Origin of the sequence: Pseudomonas sp. Pseusp11, assembly GCF_047304405.1 — a bacterium.
Taxonomy (GTDB): Bacteria; Pseudomonadota; Gammaproteobacteria; order Pseudomonadales; family Pseudomonadaceae; genus Aquipseudomonas.
Genome location: NZ_JBGLZF010000006.1, coordinates 1 through 18,693, shown reverse-complemented (window position 1 = coordinate 18,693; position 18,693 = coordinate 1). Strand labels below are relative to the sequence as shown.

General features: G+C 57.2%; 17 protein-coding genes. 5 read left to right on the top strand and 12 right to left on the bottom strand.

All coding sequences use genetic code 11. From position 1 onward, the window contains the following. Window positions 1-223: 223 nt before the first annotated feature. The 6 genes from ACCC96_RS06605 to xylA form a co-directional block, all read right to left on the bottom strand. Window positions 224-559, bottom strand: a complete 336-nt coding sequence (locus ACCC96_RS06605) for a GrlR family regulatory protein (RefSeq protein WP_413695262.1) — start codon at window positions 557-559, stop codon at window positions 224-226. A 361-nt stretch (window positions 560-920) separates the two neighbouring features. Next, window positions 921-2,051, bottom strand: coding sequence for a hypothetical protein (locus ACCC96_RS06600; protein WP_413695261.1), 1,131 nt, complete (start codon window positions 2,049-2,051; stop codon window positions 921-923). 238 nt (window positions 2,052-2,289) lie between these two features. After that, the gene (locus ACCC96_RS06595) at window positions 2,290-3,426 is read right to left on the bottom strand and encodes a sugar ABC transporter permease (RefSeq protein ID WP_019580218.1); all 1,137 of its coding nucleotides are present in this window, start codon (window positions 3,424-3,426) and stop codon (window positions 2,290-2,292) included. Beyond that, entirely contained in the window at window positions 3,427-4,983 is a 1,557-nt protein-coding gene (xylG, locus tag ACCC96_RS06590; RefSeq protein ID WP_413695260.1) for a D-xylose ABC transporter ATP-binding protein, read from the bottom strand. A 77-nt stretch (window positions 4,984-5,060) separates the two neighbouring features. Then, window positions 5,061-6,062 carry a D-xylose ABC transporter substrate-binding protein gene (gene xylF / locus ACCC96_RS06585; RefSeq protein ID WP_019648608.1) on the bottom strand — a complete coding sequence of 334 codons (1,002 nt, stop codon included), beginning with the start codon at window positions 6,060-6,062 and terminating at the stop codon, window positions 5,061-5,063. A 142-nt stretch (window positions 6,063-6,204) separates the two neighbouring features. Beyond that, complete coding sequence (gene xylA, locus ACCC96_RS06580) at window positions 6,205-7,521, bottom strand: xylose isomerase (protein WP_413695259.1); 1,317 nt, start codon at window positions 7,519-7,521, stop codon at window positions 6,205-6,207. 175 nt (window positions 7,522-7,696) lie between these two features. On the opposite strand from xylA, the gene ACCC96_RS06575 reads away from it, so the two are divergent. Beyond that, window positions 7,697-8,872, top strand: coding sequence for a XylR family transcriptional regulator (locus ACCC96_RS06575; protein WP_413695258.1), 1,176 nt, complete (start codon window positions 7,697-7,699; stop codon window positions 8,870-8,872). Between the two features lie 116 nt (window positions 8,873-8,988). Next, on the top strand, window positions 8,989-9,657 hold the full coding sequence (locus ACCC96_RS06570) for a hypothetical protein (RefSeq protein ID WP_413695257.1): 669 nt from the start codon (window positions 8,989-8,991) through the stop codon (window positions 9,655-9,657). A 188-nt stretch (window positions 9,658-9,845) separates the two neighbouring features. Here the strand turns inward: ACCC96_RS06570 and ACCC96_RS06565 are convergent, their stop codons facing one another. From ACCC96_RS06565 to ACCC96_RS06555, 3 genes are read right to left on the bottom strand one after another with little or no spacing between them, the layout of a single operon-like run. After that, window positions 9,846-10,328, bottom strand: coding sequence for a MaoC family dehydratase (locus ACCC96_RS06565; RefSeq protein ID WP_413695256.1), 483 nt, complete (start codon window positions 10,326-10,328; stop codon window positions 9,846-9,848). Between the two features lie 20 nt (window positions 10,329-10,348). Next, window positions 10,349-11,191 carry a 3-methyl-2-oxobutanoate hydroxymethyltransferase gene (gene panB / locus ACCC96_RS06560; RefSeq protein ID WP_413695255.1) on the bottom strand — a complete coding sequence of 281 codons (843 nt, stop codon included), beginning with the start codon at window positions 11,189-11,191 and terminating at the stop codon, window positions 10,349-10,351. 28 nt (window positions 11,192-11,219) lie between these two features. Continuing rightward, window positions 11,220-11,837 (bottom strand): LysE family translocator, encoded by a 618-nt coding sequence (locus tag ACCC96_RS06555; RefSeq protein ID WP_413695254.1) that lies wholly within the window; start codon window positions 11,835-11,837, stop codon window positions 11,220-11,222. Window positions 11,838-12,026: 189 nt separating this feature from the next. Here ACCC96_RS06555 and ACCC96_RS06550 point away from each other — a divergent pair, with 189 nt between their 5' ends. After that, on the top strand, window positions 12,027-12,479 hold the full coding sequence (locus ACCC96_RS06550) for an Lrp/AsnC family transcriptional regulator (protein ID WP_019648613.1): 453 nt from the start codon (window positions 12,027-12,029) through the stop codon (window positions 12,477-12,479). A gap of 163 nt (window positions 12,480-12,642) precedes the next feature. Then, on the top strand, window positions 12,643-13,626 hold the full coding sequence (locus ACCC96_RS06545; protein WP_258668979.1) for a GlxA family transcriptional regulator: 984 nt from the start codon (window positions 12,643-12,645) through the stop codon (window positions 13,624-13,626). Between the two features lie 84 nt (window positions 13,627-13,710). On the opposite strand, the gene ACCC96_RS06540 is transcribed toward ACCC96_RS06545, so the two are convergent. The 3 genes from ACCC96_RS06540 to ACCC96_RS06530 form a co-directional block, all read right to left on the bottom strand. Beyond that, window positions 13,711-14,637 (bottom strand): sugar ABC transporter substrate-binding protein, encoded by a 927-nt coding sequence (locus ACCC96_RS06540; protein WP_064618544.1) that lies wholly within the window; start codon window positions 14,635-14,637, stop codon window positions 13,711-13,713. 220 nt (window positions 14,638-14,857) lie between these two features. After that, window positions 14,858-15,646, bottom strand: coding sequence for a TIM barrel protein (locus tag ACCC96_RS06535; RefSeq protein WP_413695253.1), 789 nt, complete (start codon window positions 15,644-15,646; stop codon window positions 14,858-14,860). Further along, window positions 15,643-16,665 carry a Gfo/Idh/MocA family oxidoreductase gene (locus tag ACCC96_RS06530; RefSeq protein WP_413695252.1) on the bottom strand — a complete coding sequence of 341 codons (1,023 nt, stop codon included), beginning with the start codon at window positions 16,663-16,665 and terminating at the stop codon, window positions 15,643-15,645. Before ACCC96_RS06530 ends, ACCC96_RS06535 begins: the two co-directional genes overlap by 4 nt. A gap of 193 nt (window positions 16,666-16,858) precedes the next feature. Here ACCC96_RS06530 and ACCC96_RS06525 point away from each other — a divergent pair. Further along, a partial coding sequence (locus tag ACCC96_RS06525) for a sigma-54 interaction domain-containing protein (protein WP_413695251.1) occupies window positions 16,859-18,693 on the top strand: 1,835 nt, incomplete at its 3' end.

The following is an 18,693-nucleotide window of genomic DNA, read 5'->3' as shown; positions in this document are numbered from 1 at the left end:
TCCACAAAATGCCGAAAAAAATGGGGAACTAAAACTAGTTCCAGCTACAAAGATGAACGCAGTAGGCCGTACAATCGGTTCACTGTATATAGTCAATCAGGAACAGGCCATATCTGCTCCTAGCCGGCCTCTGCGATTATCACAGTTTAGCGTTCGCCGATTAAAGCGATATAGAAACTGCCGCTTTCAGTAGCGGCAGTCTCCATTGGTCTATCCTTCTGACTTAGACAGCGCTCTGAATTTTTTTTCCTTTCAGTTGGATGGTCAAGTGAGGGGCACCGACCACGCTACCCTGTAGTTCAAGGGTTCCAGCTTCGTAGTTCACGTGTCCCTTTGCGGAAAGGGTGTAATTATCAACGCCCACTACGTTTGTATTACCATCGCGCCACTTTCTTACATTGAATTGACACTCAAACGAGCCCGACTCAGTAGGCACTTGTCCTTGATACAGATAGTGAGGATCACCTCCATTTACTGATCCATCCTTCACAACCACCAATCCATCACCGTAGTCACCGGTGCTTGAGCGAAAGTCAACGTGAAAAATTCCATTTGTCATAATGAAACCTCAGCGGTTTAGGATCCCTTAGCGTAGTCGCACGATTGAGATGGCTGGAGGGCATTTTGTAACAAGGTAAATTGCTCGTCACTCCCGATGCGTCGGGCTGACCGCTATTGGCCGATAGGAGCCTGTCCTGACGGGCTGCAATCGTACTGATTCTTTTGAAAAAATCGGTCTGCCCAAACTGCCAGATCATTGACTGGTGAAAATGCCTGTTTTGCACGCTGCTACGTGAAATCCGAGTCCGGAAGCCTTTGCAAAAAGTAAAGGTTTCAGTTTCGGACGCGTACTTTTCTGATGCGCAAACGATTGCCGACTTTTTTCAACGGAATCGTACCCATAGCAGGAATTCATGCCCCTAGGAAAGACCTTCCTCGAATAGCGCGGGATGATTTTCAATCAAATCACTCCGAACATCGAAAAGTCTAATTGCGTGAATTTTAGCTTCTAACTCATCGCGTAGTGTTAAGGCCATGCACTTGCGTGCCATAAGCCAAAAAGTCTTTTCGTTGGGAGGGGTTTCACATGAAATCAATGCAATGTTGTCAAATAATTTTATAAAGCAATCAGCCATTTTTATGACAAAGTCAACACCTTGCTTGGCTAGTCGATTCCTAACAAGGAAATCTACATCTGAATAGAAGTGATTAATATGGGCTTTGTTGGGGGATGAATGACTATTGTTAATTACTTTTTGTACGTTTATTAAAATTGTATAGAGGTCATGATCTAGACCCAAAAGTGGAGTCTCTCTTAGGCAATCTTCTACGTCGTATCGCTTCAGATTCAAATTTTCTGGAATAAGCCTAGTAATACTATGGCCTTCCCAGCCGCCATCGATGGTGGTTGTGCTGCTCTTGGCCCATCCATTTAACCGTTCGAACCATTTAGGGTCGTTCGCATAGGCTGCTCGCTGCGAAGACCAAAGCATAAAGTCTACAACTTGTGATCCAGGATTGCTTTTGTCGGAAATTTCGAAGTTTACATCTGGGTAATATTTGACGATAAATGGAGCTGAAAAACAGTTTTGGCTCAATCCTTTCCACAGGTCTGGCCACCACTTTTCAAATAGTGTCTGCACACTTATTCCATGCCTACCCTCAAAAATAAATGTGAGCTCTCGCGCTTTTGAAAATAACCCCACTACAGCAAGCTTTGATGCGAGATCGTAAATCTCTTCAATGCCAGAAAAACTGGTTTTTCTTGCATGAAAAATATGTGATTTAAAGTTTCCGGTAATGTGCTTGTTTATAGCGTTGCAAAGATGGGAATGAGCATTTTTGCTGTCATCGGCGGCGTGAAAGTATCCTCTTTCAAGGGTTCTATCATCCATAGCTTTTTGAGGCGCCAGGAAACGGTCGGTATCGATTCGAAGATTTTCTAATGCATCATCGATAACCTCCTGGCCGATGCGCTCCTCAGTTATTAGGCTGGCATATCCACTAAATGCGCCTTCTCCGAATTCAGTCTCATCGAGGTATACGAACATCCCGCACTTCCTTGGCCATAGTAAAAACAAAATCAGGTGCACACACCATAGCATCCCGATGAATTAATTTAGCTGGAGTAACCCAATGACCGCATTTGGCCGATAGTCGCCCGTCGCAACAGAGAACCTTCAACCCAAAGCTGCCAGCCACTGACTATCGGTGGCTGCATTACGACCGTCACAACGACTGGCATCTCGCCAGAAGCAGACGGTCGTGAATGACTTCATCCGCAGCGGATCACCGTCGTCCGGTCCGGGTGCTCACATCTACCCACACGGCCAACACCAGAATGCTGCCCTTGACGATCATCTGCCAATAACTGTCGACGTCGAGCATGGACATGCCGTTGTCCAGGCTGGTAATGACCAGCGCGCCGAGGAGGGCGCCGTAGACAGTGCCGGAGCCGCCGCGCATGGAGGTGCCGCCGATGAAGCAGGCGGCGATGGCGTCGAGTTCGCCCATGCTGCCGGCCGAGGGCGAACCGGCGGCCAGGCGCGCGGTGTTGACCACGCCGGCGAGGGCGCACATCACGCCCATGATCCCGAAAATCCAGAGCTTCACGGCCTGCACATTGATACCGGACAGGCGCGTCGCTTCCATGTTGCTGCCCACGGAATAGACGCGTCGGCCGAAGACGGTCTGACTGGTCACGTAGCTGAACCCGCCCAGCAGGATCAGCAGAAGCAGGACCGGCACGGGAATGCCGTCATAGCTGTTGAGGGTCTGGACGAAGCCGGCCAGCACCGCGCCGATCAGCAGCACGCGTACGACGTCACGCACCAGTGAATGTGCCGCCAGGCCGTGAAGGGCGCGATTGCGCCGTTGTTTCCAGGTCAGGAACAACGTCAGTGCGAACAGCAGAACGCCCAGGCCCGTGCCGATCGTGTGTGGCAAATAACCCTGGCCAATGTAGACGAACTCCGGCGACACCGGGGCGATGGTCGTGCCGCCGGTAATCCCCAGCAAAATGCCTCGGAAAGCCAGCATACCCCCCAGCCCCACGATGAAAGACGGAATGCGCAGGTAGGCGGCCATGTAGCCGTTGGCGAGGCCGATCAGCAGTCCGCACAGGACGACAAGGCTCAGGTTCGCCAGCAGCGGTATGTGGTAGATAACGTCGAGAATCGCCGCGACGCCACCGAGCAGGCCCAGCAATGAGCCGACCGACAAATCGATCTCGCCGCTGATGATGACCAGCACCATACCGCAGGCGAGAATCCCGGTAATGGACATCTGGCGCAGCAGATTGGAGAGGTTGCGCGGTGTCAGGAATCCGCCCTCGGTCTGCCAGCTGAAGAACAGCCAGATAAACGCCACGGCAAACACCAGCGCGAGCATCTTGTAGCGGGTGAAGAGTTGTTTGACCTGATTCATTTACGCGGATTTCCGATCTTTATTGTTATGGCTGTCAGGCTGGCTGAGTGCGGCGGCGAGCACCTGTTCCTGAGTGAGTTCATGGTTGATGAAGTCGCCCTGCAACCGGCCTTCGCCGATCACCAGTACGCGGTCGGAAACGCCGAGCACTTCGGCCAGCTCCGAAGACACCATGATGATCGCCACGCCTTCGGCCGCCAGCGCCCCCATCAACTTGTAGATCTCGTACTTGGCGCCGACATCCACCCCCCGGGTGGGCTCATCGAGAATCAGCACCCGGGGTTTGGTCAGCAGCATCTTCGCCAATACGGCTTTTTGTTGATTGCCGCCGGACAGACTGGTGATCGGCAGGAACGGGCTCGCGGTCTTCAGGTGCAGGCGCGAAATTTCCCGATCGATGCTGGCCAGTTCGGCTTCGGTATCGATGCGGGTCAGTTTCGAGTAACTGTCCAGCACGGCCAGGGTGATGTTCTGGCCGACTCCCAGGTCTGGAATGATGCCCTGGCGCTTGCGGTCCTCGGGCACCAGGCACAGGCCGGCACGGATTGACTTGAGCGGCGTGCGGGTGTCGATGAGTTGGCCGTCCAGCCAGACTTCGCCTTCGTGGCGACCGGGGTAGGCGCCGAACAGCGCGGTCACCAGTTCGGTGCGGCCTGCACCGACCAGCCCGGCGATGCCGAGAATTTCCCCGCGTTTGAGGACGAACGAAATATCGTCGACCCGTTTGCGCCTGGGGTTGTCGACGTCGTAGCAGGTGATGTGGCGGGCCTCGAAAATCACCTCGCCAATGTCGTGTGGCTCGGTGGGGTAGAGGTTGCTCATTTCCCGTCCGACCATCTGAGTGATGATCTGTGGAATATCCATGTCCGCCATGGCGGTCGTGGCGATGTGTTTGCCGTCCCGGATCACCGAAATGGTGTCACACACGGCGGCCACTTCATCGAGCTTGTGGGAGATGTACACACAGGCAACACCCTTGGCCTTGAGGTCGCGGATGATGTCCAGCAACACCTCGATTTCCGAACGGGTCAGGGCCGATGAAGGCTCGTCGAGGATCAACAGGCGCGCCTGCTTGTTCAGTGCCTTGGCGATTTCCACCAGTTGCTGATAGCCGCCGCCGTACTGCGAAACCGGCAGCGATACGTTCATGTCCGGCACTTTCAGTTCACGCATCAGGGCTTCGGCGCGGTGGATCATCGCCGGGTAATTCATCCGCCCACCAGGCAGCGTCAGTTCATGGCCCATGAAAATGTTCTCGGCCACCGACAGGTCGGGAACCAGCGTCAGCTCCTGGTGAATGATGACGATACCGGCGGCTTCCGTTTCGCTGATCGATTGCGCCTTGAGCGGTTGACCGTCCCAGAGGATTTCACCGTCCCAGGTGCCATGGGGGTACACCGCGGAAAGGATCTTCATCAGCGTGGACTTGCCGGCGCCATTCTCGCCGCACAGCCCGACGCACTCACCCGGCTTGACCTTGATGTCGATGCCATTGAGCGCTTTGACACCGTCGAAGGTTTTGACGATACCGTTCATTTGCAGCAGATAGTCGGACATGGCAGAGACTCATAAGCGGCACGTACGAGGCTGGTCCCGCAGGAGCGAGCTCCTGCGGGGGCATTACGGAGTGATGATCACTTTCCGGCAATCTGCGCCTTGGTGTAGAACCCGTCCTGTTCCAGCAGGTCGATGTTGTCCTTGGTCAACGGAGTCGGAGTGAGCAGGATGGTGTCGACTTTTTTGCTGCCGTTGTCGTACTGCGAGCTGTAGGCGGGTTTCTCGTTACGCGCCAGTTGCACCGAGAGCTTGGCGGCTTCGGAGGCGATGAGTTTCAGCGGCTTGTACACGGTCATGGTTTGAGTGCCGGCGATCACTCGCTTGACCGCTGCGAGGTCCGCGTCCTGCCCCGAAATCGGCACCTTGCCGGCCAGTTGCTGAGCGGCAAGGGCCTGGATGGCGCCGCCTGCCGTGGCGTCGTTGGAGGCGACGATGCCGTCGATTTTGTTGGCGTTGCGGGTCAAGGCGTTTTCAACAATGCTCAGCGCTTCGGTAGGGTTCCATTCCTTCACCCATTGTTGGCCGACGATCTTGATATCACCCTTGTCGATGGCCGGTTGCAGCACTTTCATCTGACCTTCGCGCAGGACTTTTGCGTTGTTGTCGGTGGGCGCACCACCGAGCAGGAAGTAATTGCCCTTGGGCGCTGCGTGCAGCACGCCGCTGGCCTGCATCTCGCCGACCTTTTCGTTATCGAAGGAAATGTAGGCGTCGATATCCGCGTTGAGTATCAGACGGTCATAGGACACGACCTTGATTCCGGCTTTCTTCGCTTCGGCCACTGCATTGGTCAGGACCGTGGCGTTGAACGGCACGATGACGATGACATCGACGCCACGGGAAATGAGGTTTTCGATTTGCGAAATCTGCTTTTGCTCGTTGGCATCGGCCGACTGTACGAAGACCTTGGCGTCCATTTTCTCCGCCGCCGCAACGAAGTAGTCGCGGTCACGTGACCAGCGTTCCAACCGCAGATCATCAATGGAGAAACCGATTTTCGGATGGGCAGCATCGGCCATCACCGGCAGCGACAGCAGGGCCAGGGCGCTGGCAAATAGCGCGCGTTTTACGTTCTTCATGGTGGTGCGTCCTTTTATTTTTGTTTGAAAGACACGGCCTGACGATGAGTATCGGGCTGGGAGAACTGTAGAGAATCGGCAGACGCAACGGACTACAGATTTGTCGCGCAAATGTCACAGCGCCCGCAGTCACCGTTGGCGATCAGCGATAGATAAACCGGTTGACGAGGTTTTCGAGCATCTCCTGCCTGCCGCTGACGGCCTGCGGATTCAGCTCGTTGGCGAATGCATGTTCGGCCAATGACTGGAGGTTGAACTCACCCGCCAGCACCGCCTGCCCGAACGGCTGCTGCCAGCCGGCGTAGCGTTGATCCTTGAACAGCTGAAGCTGGTCGTTCTGCACCATGGCGGCTGCCCGCTCCAGGGACTGGGCGAGGACGTCCATTGCGCCGACGTGACCATGGAACAGATCGATCTCATCGAGGCTCTGGCGGCGAACCTTGGAGTCGAAGTTGAACCCGCCATTCTTGAACCCGCCGGCCTTGAGAATTTCATAGGTGACCAGGGTCATTTCTTCGACGCTGTTGGGGAATTGATCGGTGTCCCAGCCGTTTTGCGGATCACCGCGGTTGGCGTCGATGCTGCCGAAAATCCCCAGCGAGACGGCCGTCGCAATCTCGTGATGAAAGCTATGACCGGCCAGGGTCGCGTGGTTGGCCTCGATGTTGACCTTGATTTCCTTTTCCAGGCCGAACTGCTGGAGAAAGCCAAACACGGTGGCGCTGTCGTAATCGTATTGGTGCTTGGTCGGCTCCTGCGGCTTGGGTTCGATCAGCAGGTCGCCTTTGAAACCGATCTTGTGCTTGTGCTCGACCACCATGCGCATGAAGCGGCCCAGTTGTTCGCGTTCACGTTTCAAGTCGGTGTTGAGCAGGGTTTCGTAGCCTTCGCGACCGCCCCACAACACGTAGTTGGACCCTTTCAGGCGTTGGGTCGCGTTCATGGCGCTGAATACCTGGGCAGCGGCGCAGGCGAACACTTCGGGGTCCGGGTTGCTGGCGGCGCCTGCGGCAAAGCGTGGATTGCTGAAGCAGTTGGCGGTTCCCCACAGCAGCTTGATCCCGCTTTCTTCCTGGTGTCGTTCCAGGTGATCAATCATTTGCGCAAAGTGGTTGCGGTACTCCTTCAGCGAATTGCCTTCCGGGGCGACATCCGTGTCGTGGAAGCAGTAATAGTCGATACCCAATTTGGAGAAGAACTCGAACGCGGCTGCCGCCTTGCCAATGGCCAGCTCCATCGGGTCGCCGGCGTGTTGCCACGGGCGTTTGAAAGTACCTGCACCGAACACATCCGAACCCGGCCAGACGAAGGTGTGCCAATAACAGGCGGCCATGCGCAGGTGTTCGCGCATGGGTTTGCCGAGGATGATTTTGTCGGCGTCGTAGTGACGGAAGGCGAGGGGAGAATCACTGGCAGGGCCTTCGTAGCGGATCCGGTCGACATCGGGGAAGTACGGCATTGGCAATGTCCTTGTTGTTCTTGGGCGTGTCTCGATACTAACAACGGCCCCATGCCTGCTGATTATGAAAATCACCAACAGCGGGTGCGATTTTGCGTATTGAGATTCGCCGTCTGCGCGCCTAGTCTGTGCAAACCGCCTCCGTGACAAGGGGCCCGGAACAAGCCTGAAAACAATGAAAACCGTACCGCCTGTTCACCGCATCGCACTGTTGTTCAATGGGAGCAAGATTTATGACCGCGGCATCATCAGCGGCATCGGCAACTACCTGAGCAGTACTCGCGCGTCCTGGGACCTGTTCCTGGAAGAGGATTTTCTCTGCCGGCTGAAAGGGATCGAGCGCTGGCAAGGTGACGGAATCATTGCCGACTTCGACGATCCGCTGATTGGCGAGGCGCTGGCCGGCATCAAGTTGCCCGTGGTGGCGGTGGGTGGTTCCTATCAGGATGAGCGGGCCTATCCAAAAGGCATTCCGTACGTCGCTACCGACAATAACGCACTGATCACACTGGCTTACGCGCACTTGATCGAGGCAGGACTGCAGCGTTTTGCCTGCTTCAGCCTGCCTGAAGCGCAGGCAAATCGTTGGGCTCAGGAGCGGGAAAAATCCTTTCGACGACTGATGCAACGTGACGGCTTGCACGCCGAGGTCTATCGCGGCATGGGAACCAGCGCACCGCTCTGGGACAGTGCCGTCGAACAACTGATCGCCTGGCTCCAAAGCCTGCCCAAGCCCATTGGCATCATCGCCGTCAGTGATGCCCGCGCCCGGCAGTTGCTGCAAGCCTGCCTGACCGCCGGAATCGCCGTACCGGAGCAGGTGGCGTTGATCGGCATCGACAACGACCCCCTGACACGCAGCCTGACCCGGGTCCCCCTGAGCTCGGTCATCCAGGGCACCGAAACCATGGGCCGCACCGCCGCGCAACTGCTGCACCAGATGCTGCACGGCAAGCCTTCCACGGGCACGCACATCCTGATCCCGCCTGATGCGATCAACGTGCAGGTGTCGAGTTTGCACCAACCCTTGGGCAACCCCTACGTCATGCAAGCGCTGCTGTTTATCCGCCAATATGCCTGCCAGGGCATCAAGACGGCGCAAGTGGCGGCTTATGTCGGCGTGTCGCGCTCATCGCTGGAGTCGCACTTTCGCACTGTGCGAGGCTGCAGCGTGCACGACGAGATTCTGCGCTTCAAACTGGCGGCCGCCACCAGCGGGCTGGAAAATACCGACACAGCGATTGCGGACGTTGCCCGTAATTGCGGTTTCAAATCCGCACAATATCTACACACGGTGTTTCGTCGCGAGTTTGGATGTACACCCCGTGAATACCAGCAGGGCGCGAGATAGCGATGCGGGGTGCAATTGGTCGATTGTTGTGTGGTGCAAAGGGCTGGTTTCGACTGTGGATTCAACCGGTCGATGCAACACGACTAAATTCTGTGTAAGCAGAAGGAGCGTGGCAAATGAGGAAAAAACCAAAGTACTTTCCGGATATTGTCAGAGCATTAGTTTTGGTCGTCATTGGCTGTTTCGTGGCAGTGAAAGGCGGAGATTGGCTTTTTGAATGGTGGGGTATACGAATTTCGCCGGGGCTTTACTTTTGCATGGCTTATCTATTCGTAGCCTTCGTAGTGTGGATAGCGACAGCAAAGCTGCTTAATGAACTGCGGGCTGAATCGATGGGGCAACAAGAGCGACTAGCATCTGTCGGTGATATGCCGGTTCGCGCCCCAAATGAAGGGAAGGCTGTTTACCGATATCCCTTCCATGTTGTATTTCTGGCAGTTGCCGTTTCTGTGATTTTCATAATCGTTCCAGCCATTTCAGATAATCCTGCGAAACCGATTTCGTCGGTCGGGTACCTGATGTGCTTTGGTTTTGCCACGATTGTAATCATATACGCCGCCTATCTTTTCAAGTTTTCAGTTCGCGTTGATGAGACACGTGTGGAGATTTACGGATTCACGAAAAAAACCTTCCTGTTGAGGGATGTTTTAGACGTTCAGTTACGCCGAGATAAAGGTAGCCCACGCGTGGTGGTAAAGCTTACGAATGGGGGGGTGTTTTCTTTTTCAGGGATGCTGAGAAACTTTTCCAGTTTGACAAAAACATTGCAAACGAAAATCAGATAGGACGGAATTGTACCGTCTCGGCTCTCTCCTGGTGGCTACTCTTGCGACGGTGTTCACAGGGTGATGTGGGAAGTCCTATTTCGGAATAGGGCGCGGAATTATTTTTAAGAAAATAAATCCGTCTTTTTTTTATTCAGTCTGGGCGGAAAAACGCCGGTTTAGTAAGGACTGCTCTCAACCCATGGTGATCATCCATCAGAACACTCCCCGTTTGTGGGATCACCCTCGGCCAGCATCTGCCTCATGATTCCTCTCTCCCTTGGGCCAGGTAATACGCCACTGGTTTCTCCCTCCAGCACAGTAATGCCATCCTCGTTGATCATCGTGATAACCGCCGTCGCACGACCTTTTTCATCCACGTCCTTGATGAGCCAATGGCAGGTGACGGTGTCCCCAGGATAAACGGGGCGCTTGAAGTGGAACGTCATCGCCGAGGCCAGCCAGCCAATCTGGCCGCCGATTTCAGTCATCAGGCTGGCCGTCAGCAAGCCATGGGAGACCGGTGCCTTGAAGTGTCGCGCTTGCGCGAAATGCGCATCGAAATGCACCGGATTGTAGTCGCGGGAGATCTGCGCAAAGCGCTGGATGTCTTCCTGCGAGAAGCAGCGGGAGAGGGTGAAGTTATCGCCTGTCTGGAGCCCTTCGGCTGCACGCTGTCTGAAGCTTTTCATTGAAGCGCTTTCTCCTTCGACTAAAAAGAATGCTCGGTCCCTGGAAAGTCGCCTGCTTGCACATCGCCGGCGAAGTCGCGGGCGGCACCGAGCAGCACGCCTCGCAGGTCGGCGTATTGTTTGACGAACCTGGGCAGAGGTCCGGTGCGCAATCCCGCCATGTCCTGCCACACCAATACTTGAGCGTCACAACCGTTGCCGGCACCGATGCCGACGGTAGGAATGGCGACGGCGGCGGTGATCTGTGCAGCGACCTCTGCGGGCACCATTTCAATGAGCAGCGCGAAGGCGCCGGCAGCCTCGAAGGCTCGGGCACTGTCGATCAGTCGCTGCGCATCGTCACCTCGCCCTTGAACACGGTAGCCGCCCAGTTGATGTTCGGCTTGCGGGGTAAAGCCGATGTGAGCCATCACTGGAATTCCCGAGCGCGTGAGTTTCTCGACCTGCGGCAGCATCTCGATGTCTCCCTCGATTTTCACCGCATGGGCGCCGCCTTCCTTCATGAAACGCACGGCGGTGTGGAAACACTGCTCGGCCGAAGCCTGGTAGGAGCCGAAGGGCAGATCGGCAATCACCAACGGCCTGCGGGTTGATCGGGTGACGGCGCGTACCAGTGGAATCAGCTCGTCAACCGTGACTGGGAGCGTGGATTCATGGCCGTAGACGTTGTTGGATGCCGAGTCGCCCACCAGCAGAACAGGAATGCCGGCTTCTTCGAAAATCGTGGCTGTGTACATGTCGTAAGCGGTCAGCATCGCCCACTTCCGGCCACGTACTTTCATCTGTTGCAGATGAGGAATCCGGATGCGTGCTTGCATATTCGACACTTCGTTGTTGCCATAAGGCGAGAACGTTTCACTCATTATCTTTTCCTCCGAGATGAAATAACGGTCAGCGCAAGATCTGCTCGATCAACAACAGCACCGCGATGATGATCATGATCGCTCCCGAGAGCCGACTGACCACTTGAGCCGCAACGGGACGTGCCTGCAACACGACTCGAGAGCCGAACCCCACCAGCAAATAAACCACGCCACAACTGAACGCATGGAGCAGGCCTAACGCGATGATCTGCATCGGCACCGGCCAGGAGGCCGTCGGGTCAGTGAATTGAGGCAGTAACGCCAGGAACAGCAGAAAGACCTTGGGGTTGAGGCCGCTCACGCAAACCCCTTTAAAGGTCCAGCGCGCCCAGGAGCCGGATTGCTGGGCTTGTCCCGCGCGAGGAACCGAAGGATGCAGGAGCATGCTGACGCCCAGCCAAAACAGATACGCAGCCCCGCCGACGGTAAGCACCGAAAGGGCAACGGGGTTGCTTGCAACAAGTCCGCCGACACCGGCCGCCACGACCAGCGTGGCGACTAAATGCCCGATCAGTAGCCCGGCCACGGCGGGCATCACCACACGCCCGAATAATCCTGCCGATATGGCATAGGCCCAATCGGCCCCCGGTGTAATCACGAATAAAAACGACACGGCCCAGAAGGCGGCGAAAACACTAAGGGTCATGATCGCCACCTTCTAATTACAACGGGTTTTTGCATTTTTCTATCTCGCAGACAGGAAGGGGCGACCGACTCGTTTCCAAGTGCGGACGACCAACAGCGTTAAAGTTCGAGAAAAAGAATAATTGAAACCGGCTAGAATATTTTCCCTATTATTCCAATGCAGATACTGGTTTGAGGGAGATTCTTCTATATGGACAGAATTGATCTGAAAATTCTTGCCGAGCTTCAGGCAGACGGGCGCCTGTCGGTGACTGAACTGGCAGAGCGGGTCGGTCTCAGCCTGTCCCCCTGCCATCGTCGAGTGCGTGCTCTGGAAGAATCAGGCGTGATCCTGGGCTATCGCGCACAACTCGCCCCCAGTGCACTTGGCCTTAACTTTTCGGCAATGGTGTTTGCGACGCTTCGCGAGGGCGATCACCGGGCGGTTGAAGCATTCGAGGTCGCGCTTCAGGAGATACCCCAGATCGTGGAGGCGCAAAGGCTTTTTGGAGAGCCCGATTACCTGCTCCACGTCGTCACCCGGGATCTGCCGGCTTTCCAGCAGCTTTATGATGAACGCCTCTCCACACTGCCCAACGTCCAGCGCCTGACATCCACCCTGGTGATGAAACGGGTCATTCAGGACCGTTCCCTTCCTCTGTGATTGAACCTGTCTGTTGGGTGGTGCCGGATCGGCTTTCAACTGGCTTGATCGGTCGCATAATGTTGCTAGGGCTTTTTGCGCTTCTACAGTTAGCATTAGGCTTTATCTACGCAGTAACCGAGTGGGTCGAACATTGATCGAACGACGCCAATTCAGCGGAGGCATGAAGGGAAAAAATCTCCGCTATCTGAATGAAAACCCTGATGAGCTTGCTCGAATGACCCGGGCAGGCTTTGTGCTGCTCGAGCATTTCTCGCTGCCTGCGTTCACCCAGGCACTGGACACCATTGTCACCGCGAATCTTCTACGACCCAGGCTGTTCTCTTCGCGAACGTTCGGCTTGAACGACGGCGAGGTCATCAGCGATCTGGGCCTGGTCATCCGGCCGGATGCACGTCTGGATGCTTCAGCCATTCACGACTTGGATCTGCTGGTGATTTGTGGCGGCTACAGGACAGAGCTCAAGGCTGATGATGAGTTCATCAGCCTGTTGCGAATGGCGGCGAACCAGGGTATCTGCCTGGCTGGGTTGTGGAATGGCGCATGGTTTCTGGGCAGCGCAGGTTTGCTCGATGGGTATCGTTGCGCCATTCACCCCGAACATCGCCCCGCACTCGCGGAAATCTCCAAGGCGACGCAAGTCACCAGTGAACCCTATGTCATTGATCGCGACCGCCTCACCGCGTCCAGCCCCTCGGGGGCATTTCATATGGCGCTGGACTGGATCAAGGGCTTGCACGATAAAGCCCTCGTCGAGGGGATCGAGGACATTCTGGCGTTCGAGGAGTCTCGCTATCGGCGCATCAAACCGGCCGAAAATATCTGTGTGAGCGCGCCCTTGCGCGAGGTGGTCAAGCTGATGGACGCCAACCTCGAAGAGCCTCTGGAGCTGGAGCAACTGGCGGCCTATGCCGGTCGTTCCCGGCGGCAACTGGAACGCTTGTTCAAGGAGCAACTCGGTACAACGCCGCAGCGGTATTACATGGAGCTGCGGATCACCGAAGCACGGCGACTGCTCCAGCACACCGAACTGTCCCAGGTCGACGTGTTGGTGGCTTGTGGCTTCGTGTCGCCGAGCCATTTCAGCAAGTGCTATAGCTCGTACTTCGGTTACAGACCTTCCAAGGAAAAGCGGCTCGTTAAATAAAGGCTTTCCTTCGAGTCTGCACACCTGACTTCCGGCCCGATTGCTGCCCCGTCCCGCAGGGCAGCCATCGAACGGCTTTTGACGCTATTTGTAATGCTGCTCAAACATCGCCACTTGATCCGGCGTGATCAGCTGAAAGGGTACCCAGACATCCGCTTCGACCGGCTCGCCCTTGATCATCTTGATGGCCGCTTGTACCGCGCTGGTCGCCTGGGCCTTGGGGTCTTGAAAGACGGAGGCGACCAGCATCCCGCGCTTGATTGCCGCCAGGCCGTCGGGCAGGCCATCGATGCCGACAATCGCAATTTCGCCCTTGGCTTTGCCGGCTTGCTGCAGTGCCATGGCCGCGCCGATGGCCATCTCGTCGTTGTTGGCGACGATGGCATCGAAGCCAGTGCCAGCCAACAGCCAGTTGCTGGTCAGGTCCATGCCTTTGTTGCGCTGCCACTCGGCACTTTGCTGTTCGATGATCTTGATCCCGGGGTAGTCCTTGAGCACCTGTTTGACCCCTTCGGTGCGGTCGTGCGTGGAGTTCTGTGCCAGGTCGCCCATGATGATCGCGATGTTGCCTTTGCCCCCCAGCTTGTCGGCCAGGTAGCGCATTTGCAGTTGCCCGGCCTCGATGTCATTGGACGCCACCGTGACCACGCCTTTGGGCAGCACGCGCTCGTCCGGGTGGCGGTTGACATAGACCAGCGGAATCTTCGCCTCGACGGCGGCGCGGGTCATGTTGGCGGTGGCGGCGGTGTCCACGGGCAGGACGATGACGGCATCCACCTTTTGACCGAGAAAGCCCTGAATCTGATTGAGCTGGCGAACCACATCACCCTGGGCATCCTCGAACTGGATCTGGACGTTCTCCTTCCTGGCGGCATTTTCCAGGCCGCTGCGCACATAGGTCATGAAGTTGTCGTCAACCCTGGCAATGCTGACGCCGATGCGATAGCTGGCGGCGGCCCATTGGCTGGCGAGTAATAACAGCGTGGCAAATAGAAGTGTGCAGCGACGCATGATGGTTTTCCTTTTGTTGTTATGAGATGAGCCAGTCAGTTAAGCCGTAATGCGACCCGTAGCAGCTGTCGAGCCCCAGCGAGGCTGCGTTCGGCGGCGAAGCCGTCGTGAATCCGGCTGATGCGGTCTGCCTGAAGCGCCGCGACTTCTGGTTTGACGACGGCTTCGCCGCCGAACGCAGCCTCGCAAGCTCGGCAGCTGCTACAAAGAGAGCGGTATTTCAATCCAGCGTGAAGGCTTGCCGAAAACGCTCAAGTGCCGTTTCGCTGTCGCCGCTGGCCCAGCCCTCGAGCCCGACGACCCCGGTGTATCCCATGCCGAACAAGGCCTTGGCAATGGTCGGATAATGGATTTCACCGGTGCCGGGCTCCATGCGGCCGGGGACATCGGCCACCTGGATTTCGCCGATGGCGCTGCCGGCGCGCTGGATCAGTTCGATCAGGTTTCCTTCGCCGATCTGGGCATGGTAAAGGTCCAGGTTCATCTTCAAATGCGGGCTGCCCACGGCCTCGATCAGCGCCAGGGTATCGTCGGCGCGAGCGAAGGGCGTGCCGGGGTGGTCCACTTCGGTATTGAGGTTTTCCAGCAAGAACACTCGGCCCGCGTCTTCGCCCAGGCGAGCGATTTTTTCCAGGGTCTTGCAGGCACTCAACCACATGCGTCCGGTGGTGTGGGCCACGGGTTTGACCGGCAAGCCTTTATCGCCCAAGCCAGTGCCATGCAGGTTGAGGCTCGGGCAATTCAGTTGTGCGGCGACGGCCAGCGATTCCCGTGCGCTGTCGAGCAGGTGCTGGATGCCTTCGGCGTCGGTCAGGTTGCCTGAGATGTAGCCGGTCATCGAGGTGAAGTCAGCGCCGGTGGCGACCAGAGCCGGGATGTCTTTCTGGGTCCAGTCCCAAATTTCGGCGCTGAAACCCAGCGCGTGAATCCGTTTGACGCGTTCGGTGAACGGCAGGTCGAGGAATACCATCTCGGCGCTGATCGCCAGTTTGAACGGGATAAAACTCATGAACGGGCTCCTTGCACGCGCACTGCTTTGCCCTGTTGGACGGACTCGATACACGCGCGGGCAATGGCCAGTGCCGCTCGGGCATCTTCACCGCTGGCCAGTGGTTTTTCACCGGTGCGCAGGCAGTCGACAAAGTGATTGAGCTCGGCCACATAGGCATCCCGCAACAGGTCGGTGTCCATGCGTTGGGTGTCGGCCTGGATGCCATTAGCCAAGTAGCGCACCAGGTCTGAGTCATTGACGCTGCCCATGGTCAGCATGCCGGCGCTGCCGAACACTTCCCCTCGAACATCGTAGCCATAAACGGCCTGGAAATTGGCCTCGGCCGTGGCGATGGCGCCGTTGTCGAAACGGATCGTGACCACGGCGGTGTCCAGAAACCCTTTGCTCTTGTAGTCCGGTGCAATCAGCGCATCGGCCATGACATAAACCTCGACCGCTTCGGCGCCGGGATTGAGGTAGCGCAGGGTATCGAAGTCATGGATCAGGGTTTCGAGAAAAATCACCCACTGCGGCGAAGCGGCGGGATTGTTCAGTGCCGGATCGCGAGTCAGCGAGCGCAGCAGTTGCGGCGTACCGATACGGCCGGCGACCACGTCCAGATGGGCGGCGCGGAAGCTTTTGGCAAAACGACGATTGAAGCCGACCTGCAATGGCACGCGGGCATCGGTGGCTGCGGCGATGGCGCGGTCGGCCTCGTCCAGGGTGATGGCCATGGGTTTTTCACAGAACACCCCTTTGCCGGCCCGTGCCGCGCTGATTACCAGTTCGGCATGGCTGCGGGCCGGGGCGGCGATCAGGACGCCGTCAATTTCCGGGTCATCGAGCAGTTGCTGTGGATCGGTATAGACCTTCTGCACACCCAACTCTGCCGCCAACCGAGCGGCCTGGCCGGGTGTCGGGTCGGCGATGGCGGCCAGGCAGGCGCCGGGAATGTGCCGGGCGGCCGTCTGACCGTGAAAACTGCCCATGCGGCCGGCGCCGATGAGGCCCAGGCGGATGATCTTGGACGTACTCATGAATTGACTCCCTTTTATTGTTGTTCAATGACTTGGCCGCAGGAATGTCCTCGCTGGCATAACCCTCGGAGCAAGCGCTGTGCCAATATTTAAATCATTGATATTTAAGGGTTTAATCAATATTTTCTGAAAGAAGTGTTCATTCTCAGGACATGTCTACACTGACATGTCAAAAACATGAACATGGAAGCGGATGTCGATGATGGTCAACCCACAGGTAACAGCCTTCAGCGCGCAAGACCTCGATTACATCACCGCTCTCGGCCCTGCGTCGTTGAACGAAGGCTCGATCGCCGCGCTGGAACAGGCCTGGCTGGCGTGTCTGAACGGGCGTACCGATCGACCTGCCGGGGTCAGGCCGGTGATTTGGGATTCCTGGCGGCGCAGCGTCGGCATGGGCCTCGATCCTGAGGATGGCGAATATCGATTTGTTGCTCCTGCGGTTCTGGCCGCGACGCTGGCGGCCAATCGCACGTTGATTGCAGCGGCGGCGCAGGTCATGGGGGGATTGCTGGCCTACAACCCCAGGGGCCATATCAACCTGACCGATGCTCAAGGCACGACCCTGTACTTCTGCGGCCTGGACCTCACACCGGTGGGCAGCCGGTTGCTGGAGTCGGTGCAGGGCACCAACTGCACGGGGCTGGCGCTTGCCGAAGATCGCTTGGTGTATGTGCTGGCCGAGGAAAACTTCGCCAGTGGCTTGCGTCGACGGCGCATGCACTGCGCCGCCGCGCCGATCAGGGATGCGCAGGGCAGGACGCTCGCCATGCTGACCCTGACCGCTGAGCCGGGCTGGTTTCATTTTCATACGCTGGGCACCGTCCAGGCCGCGGCCGAAGCGGTCTCGCGGCAGATGGCGCTGCAAGCCCTGCTGGAAGAGCAACAAACCGTGCTTGAAGTGCTCAACGAAGGGCTTGTGGTGCTGGATGAGCAGGGCTGCATCAAGGCGCTCAACCGTTATGCCCGGCAATTGTTCCGCGTGGGCCAGGATCTGCTCGGCAGCCCGTTCCAGCGTCTGGGGCAAAGCGAACTGACCGATAAGATTCTGCTGCATGGCGGGGAAGGGCTACGAGATTTGGATTGCACGTTTGAACTGCATGATCGCAGTCACTTGGTGTGTCTGGTATCGGTGTGCCCGCTGGAGCAGGGTGGACGGATTGTTTCGTTGCGTGAGAACCGGCGCATCCGCGAAATTACGCGCCGGGTCATCGGCACTCAAGCCAGCTACACCTTCGAGACCATTCAAGGTAATTCGCGAGCGATACAAGACGCCTTGCACCTGGGACGGATCGCCAGTCGCAGTGAATCGACCACGCTGATTCTGGGTGAGAGCGGTACCGGCAAGGAGCTGTTCGCCCAGGCGATCCATAACGCCAGCGAGCGTTGCGACGGTCCTTTCGTGGCGGTCAATTGCGGAGCCATTCCGCGCGATCTGGTGCAAAGCGAACTGTTTGGTCATGTCGAGGGCGCCTTCACCGGATCGGCTCGCGGCGGATCTGCCGGGAAGTTCGAATTGGCCGATGGCGGCACGATCTTCCTCGACGAAATCGGCGACATGTCTTTCGATGCCCAGGTCAGTCTGCTACGGGTCTTGCAGGAAGGCGAGGTGACGCGCGTGGGGGCGAAAAAATCGCAGCAGGTGGATGTGCGCATCATCGCCGCCACCCACCGCAACCTGAGCCAGGCGGTGGCCGATGGCGCTTTCCGTGAGGATCTTTACTACCGGCTCAACGTCCTGAACCTGACGGTTCCGCCGCTGCGGATGCGCCGGGAAGATGTGCCCTTGCTGGCGCGACATTTTCTCGGTCGTTGCGCGCGGTCATTGCGCAAATCGGTGCAGGGCATCTCGCCAGAGGCGCTGGATATTCTTTCGGCCTACAGCTGGCCGGGTAATGTTCGGGAGCTTGAAAACACCATCGAGCGCGCAACCAATCTGGCGATGACCGAGATGATCCAGCCGGGTGATCTGCCACTTGAAATCAAGCAAAGGCTGCGGCCATCGGTGCCGGGAAGTGTGCCCGAACC

Coding starts and splice junctions, on each gene's coding strand:
- ACCC96_RS06605 (WP_413695262.1), bottom strand. CDS start 559: ATGACAAATGGAATTTTTCACGTTGACTTTCGCTCAAGCACCGGTGAC.
- ACCC96_RS06600 (WP_413695261.1), bottom strand. CDS start 2,051: ATGTTCGTATACCTCGATGAGACTGAATTCGGAGAAGGCGCATTTAGT.
- ACCC96_RS06595 (WP_019580218.1), bottom strand. CDS start 3,426: ATGAATCAGGTCAAACAACTCTTCACCCGCTACAAGATGCTCGCGCTG.
- xylG (WP_413695260.1), bottom strand. CDS start 4,983: ATGTCCGACTATCTGCTGCAAATGAACGGTATCGTCAAAACCTTCGAC.
- xylF (WP_019648608.1), bottom strand. CDS start 6,062: ATGAAGAACGTAAAACGCGCGCTATTTGCCAGCGCCCTGGCCCTGCTG.
- xylA (WP_413695259.1), bottom strand. CDS start 7,521: ATGCCGTACTTCCCCGATGTCGACCGGATCCGCTACGAAGGCCCTGCC.
- ACCC96_RS06575 (WP_413695258.1), top strand. CDS start 7,697: ATGAAAACCGTACCGCCTGTTCACCGCATCGCACTGTTGTTCAATGGG.
- ACCC96_RS06570 (WP_413695257.1), top strand. CDS start 8,989: ATGAGGAAAAAACCAAAGTACTTTCCGGATATTGTCAGAGCATTAGTT.
- ACCC96_RS06565 (WP_413695256.1), bottom strand. CDS start 10,328: ATGAAAAGCTTCAGACAGCGTGCAGCCGAAGGGCTCCAGACAGGCGAT.
- panB (WP_413695255.1), bottom strand. CDS start 11,191: ATGAGTGAAACGTTCTCGCCTTATGGCAACAACGAAGTGTCGAATATG.
- ACCC96_RS06555 (WP_413695254.1), bottom strand. CDS start 11,837: ATGACCCTTAGTGTTTTCGCCGCCTTCTGGGCCGTGTCGTTTTTATTC.
- ACCC96_RS06550 (WP_019648613.1), top strand. CDS start 12,027: ATGGACAGAATTGATCTGAAAATTCTTGCCGAGCTTCAGGCAGACGGG.
- ACCC96_RS06545 (WP_258668979.1), top strand. CDS start 12,643: ATGAAGGGAAAAAATCTCCGCTATCTGAATGAAAACCCTGATGAGCTT.
- ACCC96_RS06540 (WP_064618544.1), bottom strand. CDS start 14,637: ATGCGTCGCTGCACACTTCTATTTGCCACGCTGTTATTACTCGCCAGC.
- ACCC96_RS06535 (WP_413695253.1), bottom strand. CDS start 15,646: ATGAGTTTTATCCCGTTCAAACTGGCGATCAGCGCCGAGATGGTATTC.
- ACCC96_RS06530 (WP_413695252.1), bottom strand. CDS start 16,665: ATGAGTACGTCCAAGATCATCCGCCTGGGCCTCATCGGCGCCGGCCGC.